Source organism: Streptomyces sp. NPDC030840, assembly GCF_055572015.1.
On the sequence record NZ_JBVIEE010000007.1, the window covers coordinates 67,135 to 87,946 of the forward strand.

Annotated in this window: 18 protein-coding genes; 5 read left to right on the forward strand and 13 right to left on the reverse strand. The window is 70.6% G+C overall.

The window, feature by feature from the left end:
* Nucleotides 1-65: 65 nt before the first annotated feature.
* The 5 genes from ACZ49J_RS17415 to rimP form a co-directional block, all read right to left on the reverse strand.
* Complete coding sequence (locus tag ACZ49J_RS17415) at nucleotides 66-359, reverse strand: DUF503 domain-containing protein (protein WP_467448940.1); 294 nt, start codon at nucleotides 357-359, stop codon at nucleotides 66-68.
* A 395-nt stretch (nucleotides 360-754) separates the two neighbouring features.
* Nucleotides 755-3,838: a translation initiation factor IF-2 gene (infB, locus tag ACZ49J_RS17420; protein WP_467448941.1), complete on the reverse strand. Its 3,084-nt coding sequence runs from the start codon at nucleotides 3,836-3,838 to the stop codon at nucleotides 755-757.
* A gap of 177 nt (nucleotides 3,839-4,015) precedes the next feature.
* Complete coding sequence (locus tag ACZ49J_RS17425) at nucleotides 4,016-4,297, reverse strand: YlxR family protein (protein ID WP_467448943.1); 282 nt, start codon at nucleotides 4,295-4,297, stop codon at nucleotides 4,016-4,018.
* Between the two features lie 125 nt (nucleotides 4,298-4,422).
* Nucleotides 4,423-5,409 (reverse strand): transcription termination factor NusA, encoded by a 987-nt coding sequence (nusA, locus tag ACZ49J_RS17430; RefSeq protein ID WP_467448946.1) that lies wholly within the window; start codon nucleotides 5,407-5,409, stop codon nucleotides 4,423-4,425.
* A 2-nt stretch (nucleotides 5,410-5,411) separates the two neighbouring features.
* On the reverse strand, nucleotides 5,412-5,921 hold the full coding sequence (gene rimP, locus ACZ49J_RS17435; RefSeq protein WP_467448947.1) for a ribosome maturation factor RimP: 510 nt from the start codon (nucleotides 5,919-5,921) through the stop codon (nucleotides 5,412-5,414).
* A 240-nt stretch (nucleotides 5,922-6,161) separates the two neighbouring features.
* Here rimP and ACZ49J_RS17440 point away from each other — a divergent pair, with 240 nt between their 5' ends.
* The 4 genes from ACZ49J_RS17440 to ACZ49J_RS17455 all read left to right on the forward strand — a co-directional run bounded on the left by ACZ49J_RS17440 (nucleotide 6,162) and on the right by ACZ49J_RS17455 (nucleotide 9,038).
* Entirely contained in the window at nucleotides 6,162-6,680 is a 519-nt protein-coding gene (locus tag ACZ49J_RS17440) for a hypothetical protein (protein ID WP_467448948.1), read from the forward strand.
* Nucleotides 6,677-7,165 (forward strand): ferritin-like domain-containing protein, encoded by a 489-nt coding sequence (locus ACZ49J_RS17445; protein WP_467448949.1) that lies wholly within the window; start codon nucleotides 6,677-6,679, stop codon nucleotides 7,163-7,165. The genes ACZ49J_RS17440 and ACZ49J_RS17445 overlap by 4 nt, the downstream gene beginning before the upstream one ends.
* Nucleotides 7,166-7,203: 38 nt before the next feature.
* Nucleotides 7,204-8,121: an aminoglycoside phosphotransferase family protein gene (locus ACZ49J_RS17450; RefSeq protein WP_467448951.1), complete on the forward strand. Its 918-nt coding sequence runs from the start codon at nucleotides 7,204-7,206 to the stop codon at nucleotides 8,119-8,121.
* 263 nt (nucleotides 8,122-8,384) lie between these two features.
* Entirely contained in the window at nucleotides 8,385-9,038 is a 654-nt protein-coding gene (locus ACZ49J_RS17455) for a hypothetical protein (RefSeq protein ID WP_467448952.1), read from the forward strand.
* A gap of 314 nt (nucleotides 9,039-9,352) precedes the next feature.
* Here ACZ49J_RS17455 and ACZ49J_RS17460 read toward each other — a convergent pair whose 3' ends face one another.
* The 7 genes from ACZ49J_RS17460 to dxr form a co-directional block, all read right to left on the reverse strand.
* Complete coding sequence (locus ACZ49J_RS17460) at nucleotides 9,353-11,056, reverse strand: proline--tRNA ligase (RefSeq protein WP_467448953.1); 1,704 nt, start codon at nucleotides 11,054-11,056, stop codon at nucleotides 9,353-9,355.
* 97 nt (nucleotides 11,057-11,153) lie between these two features.
* Nucleotides 11,154-11,723, reverse strand: coding sequence for a GNAT family N-acetyltransferase (locus tag ACZ49J_RS17465; protein ID WP_467448955.1), 570 nt, complete (start codon nucleotides 11,721-11,723; stop codon nucleotides 11,154-11,156).
* A 110-nt stretch (nucleotides 11,724-11,833) separates the two neighbouring features.
* Nucleotides 11,834-12,688, reverse strand: a complete 855-nt coding sequence (locus ACZ49J_RS17470) for a GNAT family N-acetyltransferase (protein ID WP_467448956.1) — start codon at nucleotides 12,686-12,688, stop codon at nucleotides 11,834-11,836.
* Between the two features lie 285 nt (nucleotides 12,689-12,973).
* Nucleotides 12,974-14,131, reverse strand: coding sequence for a flavodoxin-dependent (E)-4-hydroxy-3-methylbut-2-enyl-diphosphate synthase (gene ispG, locus ACZ49J_RS17475; protein ID WP_467448957.1), 1,158 nt, complete (start codon nucleotides 14,129-14,131; stop codon nucleotides 12,974-12,976).
* A gap of 215 nt (nucleotides 14,132-14,346) precedes the next feature.
* Nucleotides 14,347-14,628, reverse strand: a complete 282-nt coding sequence (locus ACZ49J_RS17480; RefSeq protein ID WP_467448959.1) for a hypothetical protein — start codon at nucleotides 14,626-14,628, stop codon at nucleotides 14,347-14,349.
* A gap of 151 nt (nucleotides 14,629-14,779) precedes the next feature.
* Nucleotides 14,780-16,084, reverse strand: coding sequence for a M50 family metallopeptidase (locus ACZ49J_RS17485; protein WP_467448961.1), 1,305 nt, complete (start codon nucleotides 16,082-16,084; stop codon nucleotides 14,780-14,782).
* Nucleotides 16,081-17,346 carry a 1-deoxy-D-xylulose-5-phosphate reductoisomerase gene (gene dxr / locus ACZ49J_RS17490; protein ID WP_467448962.1) on the reverse strand — a complete coding sequence of 422 codons (1,266 nt, stop codon included), beginning with the start codon at nucleotides 17,344-17,346 and terminating at the stop codon, nucleotides 16,081-16,083. The genes ACZ49J_RS17485 and dxr overlap by 4 nt, the downstream gene beginning before the upstream one ends.
* Nucleotides 17,347-17,535: 189 nt before the next feature.
* On the opposite strand from dxr, the gene ACZ49J_RS17495 reads away from it, so the two are divergent.
* The gene (locus ACZ49J_RS17495; protein WP_467448964.1) at nucleotides 17,536-17,991 is read left to right on the forward strand and encodes a lamin tail domain-containing protein; all 456 of its coding nucleotides are present in this window, start codon (nucleotides 17,536-17,538) and stop codon (nucleotides 17,989-17,991) included.
* Nucleotides 17,992-18,010: 19 nt separating this feature from the next.
* Here ACZ49J_RS17495 and secA read toward each other — a convergent pair whose 3' ends face one another.
* Entirely contained in the window at nucleotides 18,011-20,773 is a 2,763-nt protein-coding gene (gene secA / locus ACZ49J_RS17500) for a preprotein translocase subunit SecA (protein WP_467448966.1), read from the reverse strand.
* Nucleotides 20,774-20,812 lie beyond the last annotated feature (39 nt).

Genomic DNA, 20,812 nt, shown 5'->3' on the forward strand with positions numbered 1-20,812 from the left:
TGTGGTTCTGCTCTGTGGTGGTGCGTTGCGGTTGTGCGTTGTGGTGGTGCTTTGTGTGATGTCGTTCAGTCGTCCTCGCCGTGGAAACGGCGCCGCACCGAGAGCAGTTCCACCTCCGGGCGGCCGGCGACGAGTCGTTCGCACCGGTCCAGTACGTCGGTCAGGTGTCCCGCGTCGCCCGAGACCACTGCCAGGCCGATGCAGGCCCGGCGGTGCAGGTTCATATGGTCGACCTCGGCGGCGCTCACCGCGAACCTGCGTTGCAGCTCCGCGACGATGGGGCGGACGACGGAGCGCTTCTCCTTCAGCGAGTGGACGTCGCCGAGCAGGAGGTCGAAGGACAGAGTCCCCACATACATGTGTGTCCGGATGACCCGCCGGTACGGGATCGGTGGCCCCGCCGGCCGTGTGGGGCGGGACACCAGAACCGTACATCGAACCCTGCGGGCGGCTCGACGGGATTGTTCTCGCCCCCGCCGCCCCTACCCGTCCCATCTCTCGGGGCTGCGCCCCCAGAGCCCCGCTTGTCGGCCTTCGGCCTCGTCCTCAAACGCCGGACGGGCTGAAAGATCAGCCGCTCCGGCGTTTGAGGAGCGGGGTCCGGGGCGGAGCCCCGAGCGGGGTCGAAGGGGCAGCGCCCCTGGTGATGGGACGGGTAGGGGCGGCGGGGGCGATCAAAACCCTGTGGCCACCGGGGCGGACGGCGGGCCGGCCGGAGGGAACCTGTTCTCTCCGGCCGGCCCGAGCAGCGGGCTCACACCCGCGGCTTCTCCCGCATCTCGTACGTCGCGATGACGTCGTCGACCTTGATGTCGTTGAAGTTGCCGAGGTTGATACCGCCCTCGAACCCTTCGCGGATCTCGGTGACGTCGTCCTTGAAGCGACGCAGGCCCTCGATGTTGAGGTTCTCCGCGATGACCTTGCCGTCGCGGAGCAGGCGGGCCTTGGTGTTCCGCTTGACCTCGCCGGAGCGGATGAGAACACCCGCGATGTTGCCCAGCTTGGACGACTTGAAGACCTCGCGGATCTCCGCCGTACCGAGCTCGACCTCCTCGAACTCCGGCTTGAGCATGCCCTTGAGGGCCGCCTCGATCTCCTCGATCGCCTGGTAGATGACCGAGTAGTAGCGGACGTCCACGCCCTCGCGCTCGGCCATCTGCTGCGCGCGCCCGGCAGCGCGGACGTTGAAGCCGATGACGATCGCGTCCGAGCCCATCGCCAGGTCGATGTCGGACTCCGTGACCGCACCGACGCCGCGGTGCAGGACCCGGATGTCGACCTCTTCGCCGACGTCGAGCTGGAGCAGGGAGGACTCGAGGGCCTCGACGGAACCAGAAGCGTCGCCCTTGATGATCAGGTTCAGCTGCTGGACCTCGCCGGCCTTCAGCACCTTGTCCAGGTCCTCCAGCGACACGCGGCGCGTGCGCTTGGCGAACGCGGCGTTGCGCTCACGGGCGGCGCGCTTCTCCGCGATCTGACGGGCCGTACGGTCCTCGTCCACCACGATGAAGTTGTCGCCCGCACCCGGGACGTTGGTCAGGCCCAGGACCTGGACCGGCGTCGACGGGCCCGCCTCGGTGACGTTGTTGCCGTTGTCGTCGAGCATGGCGCGGACGCGGCCGTAGGCGTCGCCCACCACCATCGTCTCGCCGACCCGCAGCGTGCCTCGCTGGACGAGCACCGTCGCCACGGCACCGCGGCCGCGGTCGAGGCGGGACTCGATCGAGATGCCCTGCGCGTCCTGCTTCGGGTTGGCCCGCAGGTCGAGCGAGGCGTCAGCGGTCAGGATGACCGCTTCCAGCAGCGAGTCGATGTGCAGACCCTGCTTGGCGGAGATGTCGACGAACATCGTGTCGCCGCCGTACTCCTCGGCCACGAGGCCGTACTCGGTCAGCTGACCGCGCACCTTGGTCGGGTCGGCGCCCTCGACGTCGATCTTGTTGACCGCCACGACGATCGGGACCTCGGCCGCCTTGGCGTGGTTGAGCGCCTCGACCGTCTGCGGCATGACGCCGTCGTTGGCCGCGACGACCAGGATCGCGATGTCGGTCGACTTGGCACCACGGGCACGCATGGCGGTGAACGCCTCGTGACCCGGGGTGTCGATGAAGGTGATCTTGCGATCCTCTTCGTTGACCTCGGTCGTGACCTGGTAGGCACCGATGTGCTGGGTGATGCCGCCGGCCTCGCCCGCGATGACGTTCGTCTTGCGGATGGCGTCGAGCAGGCGGGTCTTACCGTGGTCGACGTGACCCATGACGGTGACGACCGGCGGGCGGACCACCAGGTCCTCCTCGTCGCCCTCGTCCTCGCCGAACTCCAGGTCGAAGGACTCGAGCAGCTCGCGGTCCTCCTCCTCCGGGCTGACGATCTGAACCGTGTAGTTCATCTCGTCGGCGAGGAGCTGGAGCGTCTCGTCGGAGACGGACTGGGTCGCGGTGACCATCTCGCCGAGGTTCATCATGACCGCGACGAGCGAGGCCGGGTTGGCCTTGATCTTCTCCGCGAAGTCGGTGAGCGACGCACCGCGCGACAGGCGAATGGTCTCGCCGTTGCCGCGAGGCAGCATCACGCCGCCGACCGACGGGGCCTGCATGGCCTCGTACTCCTGGCGCCTCTGCCGCTTCGACTTGCGGCCACGGCGCGCGGGACCGCCGGGACGCCCGAAGGCACCCTGCGTGCCACCGCGGCCACCCGGACCACCGGGACGACCGCCGAAGCCGGGACGGCCACCGCCGCCACCACCGGGACCGCCAGGACGGCCGGCGAAGCCGCCGCCACCGCCACCGGGACCACCGGGACGGCCGGCGAAGCCGCCGCCACCGCCACCGGGACCACCGGGACGGCCGGCGAAGCCGCCGCCGCCCGGACGACCGCCGCCACCGGGACGACCGCCGCCACCGGGACCGCGGCCGCCGGGGCCACCGCCACCGGGACGCGGGCCGGCAGCGGGACGCTGCGGCATCATGCCGGGGTTCGGACGGGGACCGCCGGGACCGCCGCCGGGACGCGGGCCGCCGCCCTGCGGGCGGGGCATGCCGCCCGGCGTCGGACGGTTACCGCCCGGAGCCTGCGGACGCGGGCCGCCACCGGCCGCGCCCTGCGGGCGGGGACCACCCTGACCGGCGCCCTGCGGACGCGGAGCGCCACCGGGGCCACCCTGGCCGCCGGGACGCGGGGCACCGCCTGGCCGGGGCGCCTGCGGGCGCGCCATGCCGGTGGAGCCGCCGGAGGTGAAGGGGTTGTTACCCGGACGCGGACCTGCCGGACGGCCGCCGGGACGCGGCGCGCCCTGACCACCCGGACGCGGGGCGCCGGGCCGGGGCGCCTGGCCCTGACCGCCACCAGGACGGCCGCCACCTGGCTTCGGGGCGCCGGGGCCGGGACGGGCACCCGGACGCTCAGGACGCGGGCTCGGGGCCGCCGGCGGCGACGGGGGCGCCGTGAACTCGGGCTGCGCCGGAGCCGGAGCCGCCGGGGCGGGCTTCGGCGTGGGCGGCTTCGGGCCGGGAGTCGGACGCGGACCCGGAGTCGGGGCCGCGGGCTTCTCGGCCGCGGGCGGCTTGGGAGCCGCAGGGCCCGGGCGCGGGGCCGGACGGGCGGCCTGCGCGGGAGAGGGCGCCGCCGGCTTCGCCGGGGCAGCCTTACGGGGGGCCGCCGACTTGGCGCCCCCACCATTGCCCTGCTGGAGGGCGTCAGTCAGCTTGCGTACTACAGGCGCCTCGATCGTCGAGGACGCCGAACGGACGAATTCACCGAGTTCCTGGAGCTTGGCCATGACGACCTTGCTCTCAACCCCGAACTCCTTGGCGAGTTCGTATACCCGGACCTTAGCCACTTCGCTCCTTTTAGGTCCGGGTTGCGGCCGGACCGTCGCTACTTCATGGGCGTACTCATCGCGTACTCATCGAGTGCTCATCGCAATCTCGACCTACTTCCGACTCGCGAGGTACCTGGCCGCACGGGGTTCCGTACGACACGTCTTACGGTGTTGCGTGCTCAGCACAACCGCTGCTCAGCAACTGTCTGTCTGCTCGACGTAACGGCGCAACGCCTTTACGTCGAGCGGTCCGGGGACGCGCAGCGCCCTCGGGAACGCCCGGCGGCGTACCGCCTGGTCGAGACAGACCTGGGCCGGGTGTACGTAAGCACCCCGGCCGGGCAGCGTACCGCGAGGATCAGGAACGCACTGTTCCTCGATCGCCACGATCCGCAACAGATCGCTCTTGGCCGCCCGTTCCCGGCACCCCACACAGGTGCGCTCAGGGCATACGCGGGCACGCGTCCGGCCAGACACTCCTCAGTCTACCTCCCCGCACCGACCTCACCCCTGCGGGGCAAGAATTGAACGGACGTTGTCGTGATCCAACCGACCTGCGGCTTGGATCTATTCCCCGCCCTCCGGGAAGTACCCGGAAGGCGCTATTCGGCCGGCTGCTCGGTGTCGGGGCGGATGTCGATCCGCCAGCCGGTCAGCCGGGCCGCGAGACGGGCGTTCTGCCCCTCTTTGCCGATCGCCAGGGACAGCTGGTAGTCGGGAACCGTCACCCGGGCGGAGCGGGCCGCCATGTCGACGACGTCGACCTTGGACACCCGGGCCGGGGACAGCGCGTTCGCCACCATCTCGGCCGGGTCGTCCGACCAGTCGACGATGTCGATCTTCTCACCGTTCAGCTCGCCCATGACATTGCGCACACGGCCGCCCATGGGGCCGATGCAGGCACCCTTGGCGTTCAGGCCCGAACGGGTGGACCGGACCGCGATCTTCGTACGGTGACCGGCCTCACGCGCGATGGCGGCGATCTCGACGGACCCGTCGGCGATCTCCGGCACTTCGAGCGCGAAGAGCTTCTTCACCAGATTGGGGTGCGTGCGGGAGAGGGTCACGGACGGACCGCGGACACCCTTCGCCACCCGCACGACGTACGACCGCAGACGCATGCCGTGCTGGTACGTCTCCCCCGGGACCTGCTCCTGCACCGGCAGGATGGCCTCCAGCTTGCCGATGTCGACGAGGACGTTCTTCGGGTCGCGGCCCTGCTGGACGACACCGGTGACGATGTCGCCCTCCCGGCCGGCGTACTCGCCGAGCGTCGCGTCGTCCTCCGCGTCCCGCAGGCGCTGCAGGATGACCTGCTTGGCGGTGGTGGCGGCGATGCGCCCGAAGCCCGACGGGGTGTCGTCGAACTCGCGGGGCTCCTGCCCCTCCTCCAGGTCCTCGGGGTCCTCCTTCGCCCACACGGTCACATGGCCGGTCTCCCGGTTGAGCTCCACGCGCGCGTGGCGGCGGCTTCCCTCGGTGCGGTGGTAGGCGATGAGGAGGGCCGACTCGATCGCCTCGACCAGCAGGTCGAAGGAGATCTCCTTCTCCCGAACCAAGCCCCTGAGGGCACTCATGTCGATGTCCACGGCTACGCCTCCTCCTCTTCCTTCATGTCCTTCTTGTCCTTGCGGTTGAACTCCACCTGGACACGCGCCTTCGCGATGTCGGCGAAGGCGAGGCGGCGGGTGGTGGGCTTGCGTCCCTTGACTCCGGGGACCTCGACGTCGAGACCGTCCTCGTCCACGGCGAGGATCCGCGCGAGAAGGTCGCCGCCCTCGTGGAACTGGAACTTCACCAGGCGCTCGGTGGCGCGCACGTAGTGCCGGTGCTCGGTGAGGGCGCGTTCGGCGCCCGGGGTGCCGACCTCCAGGTCGTACGCCCCCTGGCCCATCGCGTCCGTCTCGTCGAGCTTCGCCGAGAGCGCGCGGCTCACATCGGCCACGGCGTCCAGATCGGCGCCGGTGTCGGAGTCGACGACGACGCGCAGCACACGCTTGCGTCCGACGGAGTCCAGTGCGATCTCTTCGAGATCCAGGCCCTGGGAGCGTACGAGCGGTTCCAGAAGTTCTCGCAGCCTCTCGCTCTGGGTGGTGCTCATCCGGGTGACTCCTCGGCCGCGTGTGCTGTTGTGGGAAGGTCGCGTGTCAGGTCAAAGCGTATCGGTTCCCGGGGTGTGTTGCCGTCCATGGGCCGCGTCAGGGGGCGGGCGGGTTCGCGCGTGTGAGCCCCGCGCCCCTTACGGGGCGCTGAGCCGAGCCGGTGGCATATGTTCGGGGGGCGCGCGGGTACGGTGATCACGCCGCTCTTCTGTTCGTACGACCTTCCGAGGACGTCTGCCGTGCCGTTCACTCTGCCGTCGCGTACCCCGTCCGGGCTGCGCAGAAGGAGCCTGTTCGCCGGGGCCGCGGGCGCGGCGGTGCTCGTGGGCTGCTCATCCGGGTCCGGGTCGGACACCGCCGGGGCCGGCCCCTCGGACGCCGACCGGGCACGTGCGCGCGTCGCGCGGGACAGTGAGGCGCTCGCCGAGCGCTATGCCGCCGTGCTCGCCGCGCACCCGGCGCTGGCGGAGCTGCTGGAGCCGCTGCGGGCGGAGGTCGTCCGGCACGCGGAGGCGTTCGGGGGCGGCGCCTCGGCCACGCCGTCGGCCTCCGACGCCAAGGCGGGCTCGGCGAGCCCCTCCCCCGTTCCCGCCGACGAGAAGGCCGCGCTCGCCGAGCTGGCGGCGGCCGAGAAGCGGCTCGCTGACCGCCGTACGAAGGCACTGCTGGAGGTGCCGGGCGAACTGGCCCGGCTGATGGCGTCCGTGGCCGCGGCCGGAGCGGGGCACGTGTTCCTGTTGACGGAGGGTGCGAAGTGAGACGGACGGCCGGCACGGACCGCACGGCGGCGGAGGCCGCCGAGCTCAAGGCGCTGCAGGCCGCGCTCGGGGCCGAGCACGCCGCCGTGTACGGGTACGGGGTCGTGGGCGGCACCATCGGCGAGGCGAGGCGGGGGGAGGCCAGGGACGGTTACGACGCCCATCGCGCCCGGCGCGACGAACTCGTGCGGGCCGTACGGGATCTGGGCGGCAGGCCCGTGGCCGCGGACGCCGCGTACGCGCTGCCCTTCCCCGTGCGGGACCCCGACAGCGCCGTACGGCTCGCCGCCGAACTGGAGGAGCGGGTGGCCGGCGTGTACTCCGATCTCGTACGGGCCTCCGCGGGCGACCGGAGACGGGCCGCCGCCCAGGCACTGCGTGAGGCGGCGGTGCGGGCGGTCCGGTGGCGGGGCGGCAGCGTAGCCTTCCCTGGTCTGGCCGAGCGGGCCGCCACGCCTCCTCCTTCGGCGGCACCGCACACCTGAACGCGACCCGGGAAGGGAACGACTCGCACATGGCTCGCATGGCTTTCGAACCGCCGCAGCGCCTCGTGCGGGCACTCTCCGAGGCGCGGCAGGGCGGTGCCGACGGGGTCGGCGACTGGCTGGACGAGCTGCCCGAGCTGGTCCGGGAGGCCGTCGCCCAGCGCGAGTTGACCGTCGAGCGCGTCCAAGCACCCGGCGGGCGCAGCAGCCTCGTGCTGCTGGTGCGGCAGTTCGACGGGACGCCCGCCGTGCTGAAGCTGGCGCCGGACCGGGCGCGGCCGGAGAGCGAGCGGGCGGCCCTCGGTCACTGGGACGGGCGCGGTGCGGTGCGGCTCCTCAATCCCGGGGACACACCGGGCGTGCTGCTGCTGGAGCGGTTGCACCCCGACCTGTCGGTGCGGTCCCTGCCCGAGGCGAAGGCGCTGCTGGAGGCGACGGGGGTGCTGCGGCGGCTGTGGGTCGAACCGCCGGACGGTGACGGGCACCTCTTCGAGACCGTGGCCGAGCGTACCGGGCGGCAGGCCGAGGCGATGCGGGCGAGCGCCGCCGCCGACAGGGACGTCGCGGCGCTGGTCGACGCCGCGCTCGCCACACGTGACGGGCTGCTCGCCTCACCGCCCGAGGAGCGACTGCTGCACGGGACCTTCCGGCAGAGCAAGGTGCTCGCCGGTGAGCGAATGCCGTGGCTGGCCGTCGGGCCCGATCCGGTGGTCGGCGAGTGCGCCTTCGACCTGGCCCGGCTGGTACGGGACCGGGTGGAGGACGTGATCGCCTCGCCCTCCGGGGCGGCGACGACCCGGCGCCGGGTGAAGCGGCTGGCGGAGTCCCTGGAGGTGGACCAGGAGCGGCTGCGCGGGTGGACGCTGTTCCGGGCGGTGGAGTCGGGGGTTCGGGCGCGCCGGGTGGGGCGGGCGCGGGACGCGGAGTTGTTGCTGGAGTTCGCGGGGTGGCTGTAGGAGTCCTTCGGACAGGGTGGTGACGCGGCCGGCTCTGGGCCCGGGCGCGTGTGATCCGGCGCAATCGGCTGCGCTCGGCCCTCGTTCGGGTGAGAGGAAGCTGTGCTTCTTGAGTGAGCGGGCTCCATCTGTTGATCTTCCAGAAGGTCGGTCGCCGAGGTGGAGAGGACTGGGGCCTGCTCATGAGTCCGGACACGCATGCCGGCGAAGGGCCGGAAACAGCCGGCGGGCAAGGCCGGACACTGACGATCGCCGGCGGGCTCATGACCGGGGGTTTCCTGCTCAATGTCATCCTGACCGCCGCCCTTCATCCGTCCGGAGACGAGGACGACCACCCCGCGATCTTCACCGAGTACGCGGACAGCGGCAGCTGGGTCGCCGTTCATCTCGGTCAGTTCATCGGCGTTCTGGTGACGCTGAGCGGCCTGCTGGTGCTGTACCGCGTCCTGCGATCTGACGGCGAGTCCCTTCTGGTCGCTCGGCTCGCGGCCGCGGCGGCGGTGGCGACCGCCGCGGTCTGGGCTGTGCTGCAGGGGCTGGACGGCGTGGGGCTGAAGCAGGCCGTCGACTCCTGGGTCAGCGCCTCGGGCGCGCAGAGGCAGATCCGCTTCGCCAACGCCGAGACGGTGCGCTGGCTGGAATGGGGGTTCCAGAGCTACTTCCGCATGCTGCTCGGGCTGACCCTCGCGCTCTTCGGGACGGCGATTCTCACCGGTCGCCGGATCGCGAACTGGCTGGGCTGGACCGCTCTCGCTGCCGGTGTGTGCTCGGTGGTCTTCGGAGTCGACGTGGGCTACAGCGGCCTGGCCAGTGGGCTCCAGGACGTCCTCGGCATCGCCATCTTCGTCCTCGTCCTGGTCTTCGCCGTCGGAGTGCTCGTCACCGGAGTGCGTGAGCGCGATCAGCACTCCGGCTGAACGTCAGGACGCGGTCCCGGACGACCGCGCCCCGGCTACGGCCGCACGTGGCGTCCACCTCGGCCAGGTGCCCGGCCGGCAGCAGGTCGCAGGCGAGTCCGACGAGGTCGAGGACGACGATGTGTTCCCTTGCTCGACGAACTCGCCGCCGCTGCCGCCGTACGCAGGGCGCCTCTGCGCACCGCCGCGGCGGGCTCCCGTTCCCCGCCGGCCATCGCTGCTGCTCCCCTCCGTCGCTCCGTGAATCCGGTGACGACGTGGTGTCGTCACGTCCCGCGGTCGGGGAGCAGGCTGGGAGTCCGGGTCAGACGCCGTTACGCCGTCAGGCGCGCGATCGCCTCGTCGACCGTCAGTTCCTCGCGCTCACCGGTCTTCCGGTCCTTGAGCTCCAGCACGCCCTCGGCCGAGCGGCGGCCGGCCACCAGGATCTGCGGGACGCCGATGAGTTCGGCGTCGGTGAACTTCACGCCGGGCGAGACGCCGGCCCGGTCGTCCACCAGGACACGCAGACCGGCGGAACGCAGCTTCTCGGAGACGTCGAGGGCCAGTTCGGTCTGGAGCGCCTTGCCCGCGGCGACCACGTGGACGTCGGCGGGGGCGACCTCCTTCGGCCAGCACAGGCCCTGCTCGTCGGCGCTCTGCTCGGCGAGTGCCGCGACGGCGCGCGAGACGCCGATGCCGTACGAGCCCATGGTGACGCGGACGGGCTTGCCGTTCTGGCCGAGGACGTCGAGCTTGAGGGCGTCGGCGTACTTGCGGCCGAGCTGGAAGATGTGGCCGATCTCGATGGCGCGGTCGAGCTTGAGGCCGGTGCCGCAGTTCGGGCACGGGTCGCCCTCCTGGACGACCACGACGTCGACGTAGGCGTCGACCTCGAAGTCACGGCCCGCGACGACGTTCTTGGCGTGCGTGTGCGCCTTGTTGGCACCGGTGATCCACGCGGTGCCGGGGGCCACGCGCGGGTCGGCGATGTACGTGACCTTCTCCCCCAGGCCCTGCGGACCGACGTAGCCGCGCACCAGGTCGGGGCGGCCCGCGAAGTCCGCCTCGGTGACCATCTCGACGACGGCCGGGGCGAAGTGCGCCTCGACCTTGTCCATGTCGACCTCGCGGTCACCGGGAACACCGACGGCGACGATCTCGCCGTCCACCTTCACGAGGAGGTTCTTCAGGGTGGCGGAGGCCGGGACACCGAGCGAGGCGGCGAGGGTCTCGATGGTCGGGGTGTCCGGGGTCGGGATGTCCTCGGCCGCGGGCACCTCCGCCGCGTCCACCGGCTTCAACTCGTACGTGATCGCCTCGGTGTTGGCCGCGAAGTCGCAGGCGGGGCAGTCCGCGAAGGTGTCCTCGCCGGCGGCGGCCGGGGCGAGGAACTCCTCCGACTTGGAGCCGCCCATGGCGCCGGCGGTGGCCGCGCAGATGCGGTAGTCGAGGCCGAGGCGCTCGAAGACCCTCTGGTAGGCCTGGCGGTGGAGGTCGTAGGACTGGGCGAGGCCCTCGTCGGCGACGTCGAAGGAGTACGAGTCCTTCATCAGGAACTCGCGGCCGCGCAGGATGCCGGCGCGCGGGCGGGCCTCGTCCCGGAACTTCGTCTGGATCTGGTAGAGGATCACCGGCAGGTCCTTGTAGGAGGACGCCTGGTCCTTCACGATCAGCGTGAAGATCTCCTCGTGGGTGGGGCCGAGGAGGTAGTCACCGCCCCTGCGGTCCTGGAGGCGGAAGAGTTCCTGGCCGTACTCGCTCCAGCGGCCGGTCGCCTCGTACGGCTCCCTCGGCAGGAGCGCGGGCAGCATCACTTCCTGGGCGCCGATCGCGTCCATCTCCTCGCGGACGATCCGCTCGACGTTGGCGAGGACCTTCTTGCCGAGCGGCAGCCAGGACCAGATGCCCGCGGCGGTGCGGCGTACGTAGCCCGCCCGGACCAGCAGTTTGTGGCTGAGGACCTCGGCGTCGGCCGGGTCGTCGCGCAGCGTCTTCGCCATCAACTGGGACATGCGCTGGACCGGTGCGTTCGCCATGATTCTCGTACTCCTGCTGCGTAAGGATGATGCCAAGGAGGTTAGCCGGGGCGTGCTTCCCGGTGGAAATTGGCCGGGTACCCGCGGCCGGGCTCCTCTAGCGGCGGCGCAGCGGGAGAGGAGCGCCCATCACGGCGTACGGCTTCGGTGCGCTCGGGAACAACACCTGGCGGGCCAGGTCCTCGTAGCCGAGGGAACGGTAGAGGCCGCGGGCCGGACTGTCGGTGTCGATCGCGGAGAGGATCGAGCGGGGTTCGGCGGCGCCGTCCGTGATGGTGGTGATCAGGGCGCGGCCGATGCCGTGGTTCTGGTAGTGCGGGTGGACGTGCAGTTCGGTGATCACGAAGGAGTCGTCGAGCCAGTCCTCGTTGCCGCGGGCGCGCAGATACGGTTCGACGACGGTGGACCACCAGTGCGCGCGGTCGTTGGGCATGCCGTAGACGAAGCCGACGAGCCTGCCCTGGGGAGTGGTGGCGCCGAGCGCGCGGGCTCCCGGGTAGGTCACGTGCCTCAGGACGATCTGCCGGCGGACGGCGACCTCGTCGGCGCCGAGCCCGAAGGCCAGGGCCTGCACGGCGAGCGCCTCGTCGACGCGCGCGGCGAGATCCAGCGGGCCGATGACCACGTCGTCGGGGTTGCGGGGGCCCTGTCCGGGGAAGCGCAGCATGCCGGGGAGACTACCTGGGCGCTCCGCCGGGTTCAGCCGAGGGAGCGTGGGTGCTGGGGGTTCTCGGTCACCCACGGGTCGGTCATGGTTGCTCGCGCCGCCGCAGGCGATCAGAACAGCACGCTCATGAAGGCGCCGATCTCCTGGAAGCCCACCCGGTGGTACGTGCGCCTGGCCGCGGTGTTGAAGTCGTTGACGTAGAGGCTCGCCACAGGGGCCACGTCGGCGAGGGCGTAGCGGAGCACGGCTGCCATGGCGGGGGCGGCGAGGCCCTGGCCGCGGTACTCGGGGGCGACCCAGACACCCTGGATCTGGCAGGCCTGGGCGGTGGCCGCGCCGATCTCCGCCTTGAAGACGACCTTGCCGTTCGAGTCGAGGCGGGCGAACGAGCGTCCGGAGCCTACGAGTTCGGCGACCCGGGCCTGGTAGAGGAGTCCGCCGTCGCCGGCCAGGGGCGAGACTCCGACCTCCTCGGTGAACATCGCCACGCACGCCGGCATGATCGTCTCCATCTCGTCCTTGCGGATGCGGCGGACGTACGGGTCCGGGGTGACGACGTCGGTGGTGGGGAGCCGGTCGGCGACCATCAGGGGCTGGTGGGCGCGGACCTCGCGGGCGGGGCCCCAGCTGGGTTCGAGGAGGCGCCAGAGCTGGGCGGTGGGTTCGGCGGGTCCGACGATGGAGGAGCAGCGGCGGCCGGCGCGGCGGGCGCGGTCGGCGAAGGCGCGTACGGCGCGGGGGGTGGCGCAGATGGGGACGAGGTTGGCGCCCGCGTAGCAGAGGCTGGTGAGCATGCCGCCCTCGTACCAGCCCCACATCTCGCCGCCGAGGCGCCAGGGGTCCAGGCCGGCGACCTGTACCCGCGAGGTCACGAAGGCGTTCGCGACGGGTTCGCGGTCGAGGACGGCCAGTGCGGCGTCCAGGTCACTCGGTTCGAGGACCCTGGTGGTCGTCTGGGTCAACACGTGCGGGGGCCTCACCCTGGGAGCTGCTGATCTCCGCACTGTACCTGGCGAATTTGTGGCGCGCCGCCCCGATGTGCCTGCCCTGCGGGCGGGATGGGGTAGGTGGGGTGCGGGTTGCTGATGGGGGTCGGGGCCCGGCTGGATTTCCTCGCCCCCGCCGCCCCTACCCGTCCCATCCCCGGGGGCTGCGCCCCCATGCCCCCCGTGGGGGGGGGTGGGTCGGTACGGGTTGGATGTGGCCGGTCGCGCAGTTCCCCGCGCCCCTTGCGGGGCACGGTTCCCGGCTCAGCCCGCCACCGCCACCGACGGCTCGCCCGACATCACGCCGTCCGCCTCCATCTGCTCGGCGATCTTCATCGCCTCCTCGATGAGGGTCTCGACGATCTTCGACTCGGGAACCGTCTTGATGACCTCGCCCTTGACGAAGATCTGGCCCTTGCCGTTGCCGGAGGCGACGCCGAGGTCGGCCTCGCGAGCCTCGCCGGGGCCGTTGACGACGCAGCCCATGACGGCGACCCGCAGAGGGACCTCCATGCCGGTCAGCCCGGCGGTGACCTCCTCGGCCAGCTTGTAGACGTCGACCTGGGCGCGACCGCAGGACGGGCAGGAGACGATCTCCAGGCCGCGCTGCTTGAGGTTCAGGGATTCGAGGATCTGGTTGCCCACCTTGACCTCCTCCACGGGAGGGGCCGAGAGGGAGACGCGGATCGTGTCGCCGATGCCCTCACTCAGCAGCGCGCCGAAGGCGACCGCCGACTTGATCGTGCCCTGGAAGGCCGGGCCGGCCTCCGTCACGCCGAGGTGGAGCGGGTAGTCGCACTGGGCGGCGAGCTGCCGGTAGGCGTTGACCATGACCACCGGGTCGTTGTGCTTGACCGAGATCTTGATGTCCCGGAAGTCGTGCTCCTCGAAGAGTGACGCCTCCCAGAGGGCCGACTCGACCAGGGCCTCGGGGGTCGCCTTGCCGTACTTCTGGAGCAGGCGCCGGTCGAGCGAGCCGGCGTTGACGCCGATGCGGATCGGGGTGCCGTGGTCCTTGGCCGCCCGCGCGATCTCCTTGACCTTGTCGTCGAACTGCTTGATGTTGCCCGGGTTCACGCGCACCGCCGCGCAGCCCGCCTCGATCGCCGCGAAGACGTACTTCGGCTGGAAGTGGATGTCCGCGATGACCGGGATCTGCGACTTGCGGGCGATGGTGGCGAGCGCGTCCGCGTCGTCCTGCGTGGGGCACGCCACGCGCACGATCTGGCAGCCGGACGCCGTCAGTTCCGCGATCTGCTGCAGGGTGGCGCCGACGTCCGACGTGCGCGTCGTGGTCATCGACTGGACCGACACCGGCGCGTCCCCGCCGACCGCCACGGACCCGACCATGATCTGCCGGCTCTTCCGGCGCTCGGCGAGCCTGGTCGGAACGGACGGCATGCCGAGAGAAATCGCAGTCATCTGCTGTGCAACCCCAAGTTGTGGATCAGGATCCGGTCCCGTCAGCAGCGGGCTCCAGGGTCCGAGATTACGGCACGGACCTGAACGGAAGCACACGGCGTCTCCTGGGGCGTCCCGATGGCGTCCAGTGGGAGCACGCCCAACGGGGCGCCCGTCCTCAGGGGGACAGGAGTCCGAGGAAGGGCGCCATACCGGGTCGCCGTGCGGAGGAACACTCAGCCGACAGCCGTACCGTCGAGGCTCGTATGAATCATCAGCTGCGGGGTGGCGTCGTAGCCGGCGACAGGTGTGCCCGGCCCCTCATCGTCGAGGAGCTTCACGATGTCGGGCCAGACGCCGTGTTGCCGCATTGCAGCAGCGGTGACACGGTCGGGCTGCGCCTGGCATCGCAATGCGGCGAGTTCCTCCGCGCACTGTGCAACGAGTCGTTCCAGCGTGACCGCTTCCCCGAAGAATGCCGCGCTCCGCTCCGTGAGCGTGCGCCCACCCTCGATCACGAGCTTCGCGCGCCTCTGGAGTCACCCATGAACAGCAAGAACGTACGAAGTCCGCGTCCGCGTCGTACGGAAGAGTCGCGCCCTTCACTCGTGTGAGCTACGCGAGGGAAGGGCGCGATCCATTGCCGTCGAGACAGAAAGCGACCGGTTGTTAGCTGATCTTGACCGGGTTAACGACATCCGCAATCAGGACCAGGATCGTGAAGCAGATGAACACGCCGGCCACCACATAAGCCACCGGCATCAGCTTCGCCACATCGAACGGCCCCGGATCCGGCCGCCGCAGCACCTTCGCCACGTTCCGGCGCAGCGACTCCCACAGCGCACCCGCGATGTGCCCGCCGTCGAGCGGGAGCAGCGGGAGCATGTTGAAGAGGAACAGGGAGAGGTTGAAGCCGGCCACCAGCATGAGGAACGTGGCCAGGCGCTGGGTGGCCGGGATGTCCAGCGTGGCGATCTCGCCGCCGACGCGGGCCGCGCCGACCACGCCCATGGGTGAGTCCGCCTCGCGCGGGCCGTCGCCGAAGGCCGCGTCCCACAGGGCGGGGACCTTGGCGGGCAGGGAGATCAGCGATTCCACGCCGTTCTCCATCATGTCGCCCATGCGGTCAACGGACTGCCCGAAGGTCTGCGGGACGATGCCGGTGGCGGGGGTGAAGCCGAGGAAGCCGGCGTACACGTACTGGCCCTCGACGTAGCCGCCGTCGCCGTCGGTCTTGCTGACCTGGTTCTTTATGAGGGTGGCGGTGAGGTCGAGCTGCTTGCCGTCGCGCTCGACGGTGAGGGTGACCGTCTTGCCGGGGTTGGCGCGGATGTCCTCCTGGAGGGTGGACCAGTCCTTCACGGGGACGCCGTCGAAGGCGACGATCTCGTCCTTGGGCTTGAGGCCGGCCGCCTTGGCGGGGGCGGCCTGGTCGCCCTTCTCGCAGGTCGAGCGGTTGGCGCTGGCCTGGATGACGCAGTCCGAGACCTTGCTGACCGTGGTGGTCTGCATGTTGGTGCCGAACGTCATCATCACGCCGACGAAGATCACGACGGCGAGGACCAGGTTCGCGAACGGGCCCGCGAACATCACGATGACGCGCTTCCAGGGCTTGCGCGTGTAGAAGAGACGGTGCTCGTCGCCCGGCTTGAGCTCCTCGAAGGCGGCCGCGCGGGCGTCCTCGATCATCCCGCGGAACGGCGATGTCGAGCGGGCCTCTATACGGCCGTCCTTGCCGGGCGGGAACATGCCGATCATCCGGATGTAGCCGCCGAGCGGGATCGCCTTGATGCCGTACTCCGTCTCACCCCTGCGGCGCGACCAGAGGGTGGGGCCGAAGCCCACCATGTACTGGGGGACGCGGATGTTGAAGAGCTTGGCGAACGACAGGTGGCCCAGCTCGTGCCACGCGATCGAGATCCCCAGGCCGATCACGAAGACGACTATGCCGAGGATCGTCATCAGGGTGGTCATGCACGCGCCTCCGCGGTGGTCCGCTCGGTCGAGGTGGCCTTGGTCAGTTCACGGGCCCGGGCGCGCGCCCAGGTCTCGGCTTCCAGGACGTCCGCCACGGTAAGGGAAGTTCCCGTTCCGGGTGTGCCGTGCTCCTCGACGACCCGGGTGACCGTCTCCATGATCGCGTCGAAGGGCAGGGCGCCCTTCAGGAACGCGTCGACGCACTCCTCGTTGGCGGCATTGAACACCGCGGGGGCGGTCCCCGCGAGTTGCCCGACGTGCCGGGCGAGTCCGACTGAGGGGAACGCCTCGTTGTCCAGTGGGAAGAACTCCCAGGTGGAGGCCTTGCTCCAGTCGAAGGCGGGGGCGGCGTCGGGGACGCGCTCCGGCCAGCCGAGGCCGATGGCGATCGGCCCGCGCATGTCGGGGGGCGTCGCCTGGGCCAGTGTCGATCCGTCCGTGAACTCAACCATCGAGTGGACATACGACTGCGGGTGCACGACCACCTCAATGTTCTCGAAGGGAATGTCGTAGAGGAGGTGTGCCTCGATGACTTCCAGGCCCTTGTTGACGAGGGTCGCGGAGTTGACGGTGATGACCGGTCCCATGGCCCAGGTGGGGTGCGCGAGGGCGTCCTCGGGGGTGACGTTCGCCAGCTCGGCCTTCGTACGGCCCCGGAACGGGCCGCCGGAGGCGGTGACGACCAGCTTGCGCACGTCGGCGCGGGTGCCGGAGGCGAGGGCCTGGAAGAGGGCGGCGTGCTCGGAGTCGACGGGGATGATCTGGCCCGGCTTGGCCAGCGCCTTGACCAGCGGGCCGCCGACGATGAGCGACTCCTTGTTGGCGAGCGCGAGGGTGCGGCCCGCCTCCAGGGCGGCGAGGGTGGGCGCGAGGCCGATGGAGCCGGTGATGCCGTTGAGCACGGTGTGGCACGCGGTGGCGGCCAGCTGGGTGGCGGCGTCCGGGCCCGCGAGGATCTCGGGGAGCGGCTCGGTGCCGTACTGGCCGCTGAGGGCCTCCCTCAGCGCGGGGACGGCGTCCTCGCGGGCGACGGCGACCGTCCGTACCCGTAGCCGGTACGCCTGCTCGGCGAGCAGTCCCACCCTCCCTCCGGCGGCGGAGAGCCCGGTGACGCGGAACCTGTCCGGGTTGCGCAGGACGAGGTCTATGGCCTGGGTGCCGATCGAACCGGTCGATCCGAGGATGACGACATCCCGGACCCCGGTGACGGGGTCGAAGACGAGATGCGGATCGGCGAGAGGGGCAGGACTGTCGGTCATCCCTCCATTGTGGCCGCCCGTGGTGACGGGCAGGACGGCGCGTCGGGGTGCGGACCGCCTTACGGCCATGTGTCACACGACGGGGTCATATCTCCGGTTGTGAAGCACACGTGAAGGTGAAGGTGATATTACTTCTCCCCTGATCGGGGGACGACCGGTCACTGGGACGACATCCTGGGGGGATTCGCCATGCGCAGAGGGATACGCGCCGCCCTGCCCGCACTCGCCGGAGCGGTGGCTCTGACAGGTACGCTGCTCAGCTCGCCGGCCGAGGCGGCCGGGCGGGTGTACATCTACCACGTGTACTACGACAGCCCGGGCTCGGACATGGGCTCGAACTCCAGCCTCAACGCCGAGTGGATCCGGATCAAGAACACCACGTCGGCGACGGTCTCCCTGAAGGGCTGGAAGATCAAGGACAGGACCGGCTACACGTACACCTTCGGTGACGTGAAGGTCGGCGCGGGCAACAGCAAGAAGGTGCACACCGGCCAGGGCACCAACGACGCGTACCACAAGTACTGGGGTCGCGAGTGGTACGTGTGGAACAACACCGGGGACACGGCCACGCTCTACAGGGCGAGCGGGACCAAGGCCGACGACTGCTCCTGGTCCTCGCGCGGCAGCGGTTACAAGTACTGCTGACCTGCCCGCACCTCCTCCTCTACTTCTTCCGGCGGCGCTTCGCCCTGGACTGCCGGGTCCTGGCCTTCGCCGGGCGGGCGGTGGGCTGTGAGGGGCCGGCGGTGCGGCCGCCGTCCGGGGAGCCGTCGGGCGTCGCGTCCGCCGGGGTGAAGTCGCCCTCGACGACTCCCTCCGCCGTGTCCATGGTCGGCGCGGTGTAGTGGAGGGAGTCCTGGGGGCCGGGGGCGAGGCCCTCGGAGGTGGGGTCGAGGTTGAAGACGTAGCCGACGGACTCCTCCTTGATGGCGTCGGTCATGGCGACGAACATGTCGAAGCCCTCGCGTTCGTACTCGATGATCGGTTCGCGGCCGAGGGTCCAGCGCAGGCCGATGCCGTCGCGGAGGTAGTCCATCTCGTACAGGTGCTCGCGCCACTTGCGGTCCAGGACGGAGAGCATCACCCGGCGCTCCAGCACGCGCATCACGTCCTCGCCGAGTTCCTCCTCGCGCGCCTCGTAGCGGGCGTGGATGTCCTCGGTGAGCGCGTCCACGATGGCCTCGGCGGTGAGGTTCGCGCGGCCGCCGAACTCCTCGTCCAGGTCTTCCAGGGTGATCCCGACGGGGTAGAGCTGTTCGACCGCGGACCACAGCCGGTCCAGGTCCCACTCCTCGGCGAAACCCTCGGAGGCCTCCGCTTCGACGTAGGCCCGGATGGTGTCGTTCATGAAGTGCGTGAGCTGTTCGCGCAGGTCCTCGCCTTCGAGGACGCGGCGGCGCTCGGCGTAGATGAGCCGGCGCTGCCGGTTGAGGACCTCGTCGAACTTCAGGACGTCCTTGCGGGACTCGAAGTGCTGCCGCTCCAGCTGGGCCTGGGCGGAGGCGACGGCGCGGGTGACGACCTTGTTCTCGATGGGGACGTCGTCGGGGAGGTTGGCCGCGGCCATCACCCGGTCCACCATCTGGGCCTGGAAGAGCCGCATGAGGTTGTCCTGGAGCGAGAGGTAGAAGCGGGACTCGCCGGGGTCGCCCTGGCGGCCGGAGCGGCCGCGGAGCTGGTTGTCGATGCGGCGGGCGTCGTGCCGCTCGGTGCCGAGGACGTAGAGGCCGCCGAGTTCGGTGACCTCGCCGCGCTCGGCGGCGACCTGCGAGGCCACACGGTCGGCGGCGGCCTGGCGCTCCTCCTCGTCCGCCTCCTCCGGCAGTGCCGCCAGGGCGAGGGCCTCGGGGTTTCCGCCGAGCATGATGTCGGTGCCACGGCCCGCCATGTTGGTGGCCACCGTGACCGCTCCCCTGCGGCCCGCCTGGGCGACGATCAGGGCCTCTCGCAGGTGGTTCTTGGCGTTGAGTACCTCGTGCCGTATGCCGCGCTTGCGCAGCAGCGCGGAGAGCACCTCGGAGACCTCCACGGTGGTGGTGCCCACGAGGACCGGCTGGCCCTTGGCGTGCCGCTCCTCGATGTCGTCGACCACCGCCGCGAACTTGGCGTCCTCGGTGCGGTAGATCAGGTCGGGCTGGTCCCTGCGGACCATCGGCCGGTTGGTCGGGATGGGGACGACGCCGAGCTCGTAGATCTGGTGGAACTCGGCGGCCTCGGTCATCGCCGTGCCGGTCATGCCGGAGAGCTTGTCGTAGAGGCGGAAGAAGTTCTGCAGGGTGATCGTCGCGAGGGTCTGGTTCTCGTCCTTGACCCGGACGCCCTCCTTGGCCTCGATGGCCTGGTGCAGCCCCTCGTTGTAGCGGCGGCCGGCGAGGATGCGGCCGGTGTGCTCGTCGACGATGAGGACCTCGCCGTCGGTGACGACGTACTCCTGGTCCTTGCGGAAGAGTTCCTTGGCCTTCAGGGCGTTGTTGAGGTGACCGATCAGCGGGGTGTGGTCGGACTCGTAGAGGCTGTCGATGCCGAGCTGGTCCTGGATGTACTCCACGCCGCGGTCCAGCACGGCCACGGTGCGCTTCCTGGGGTCGTACTCGTAGTGGTACTGGTCGCGCAGTTCCCGCAGCCGCTCCTTGTCCAGCGGCTTGACGAAGCGCTCCTCCTGGATCTCCACGCCGTTCATCGGGCGGACGAGCGTGGCGAAGGCCTCGTACCAGTGGGGGGCCTGGTCGGCGGGGCCGGAGATGATCAGCGGCGTGCGGGCCTCGTCGATGAGGATGGAGTCGGCCTCGTCGACGATCGCGAAGTGGTGGCCGCGCTGCACGAGCTCGTCCTTCGACCAGGCCATGTTGTCGCGCAGGTAGTCGAAGCCGAACTCGGTGTTGGTGCCGTAGGTGATGTCGCGGGCGTAGGCGGCGCGGCGCTCGGCGGGGGTCGATCCCGTGCGGATGACGCCGACCGACATGCCGAGGAACGTGTACGCCCGGCCCATCCACTCGGCGTCGCGCTGGGCGAGGTAGTCGTTGACGGTGACGAGGTGGACGCCCTTGCCGGTGAGGGCGTTGAGGTAGACGGGCAGGGTGGCGACCAGGGTCTTGCCCTCGCCGGTCTGCATCTCGGCGATGTTGCCGAGGTGGAGGGCGGCGCCGCCCATGACCTGGACGTCGAAGTGGCGCATGCCGAGGGTGCGCTTCGCGGCCTCGCGCATGGTCGCGAAGGCCTCGGGCAGCAGGTCGTCGAGGGTCTCCCCGTCCGCGTACCGCTGTTTGTACTCGTCGGTGAGGGCGCGGAGTTCGGCGTCGGTCAGGCCGGTGAAGTCCTCCTCGATGGAGGCGACCTGTTCGGCGACGCGGTGCAGGCGGCGCAGAATCCTGCCCTCGCCGGCCCGCATGATTTTGCCGGTGACGGTTTCCAGTCCGAGAGCGGGCATTGTCCGAACCCCCAAGTACCACGAGTCGCGCATTACGGG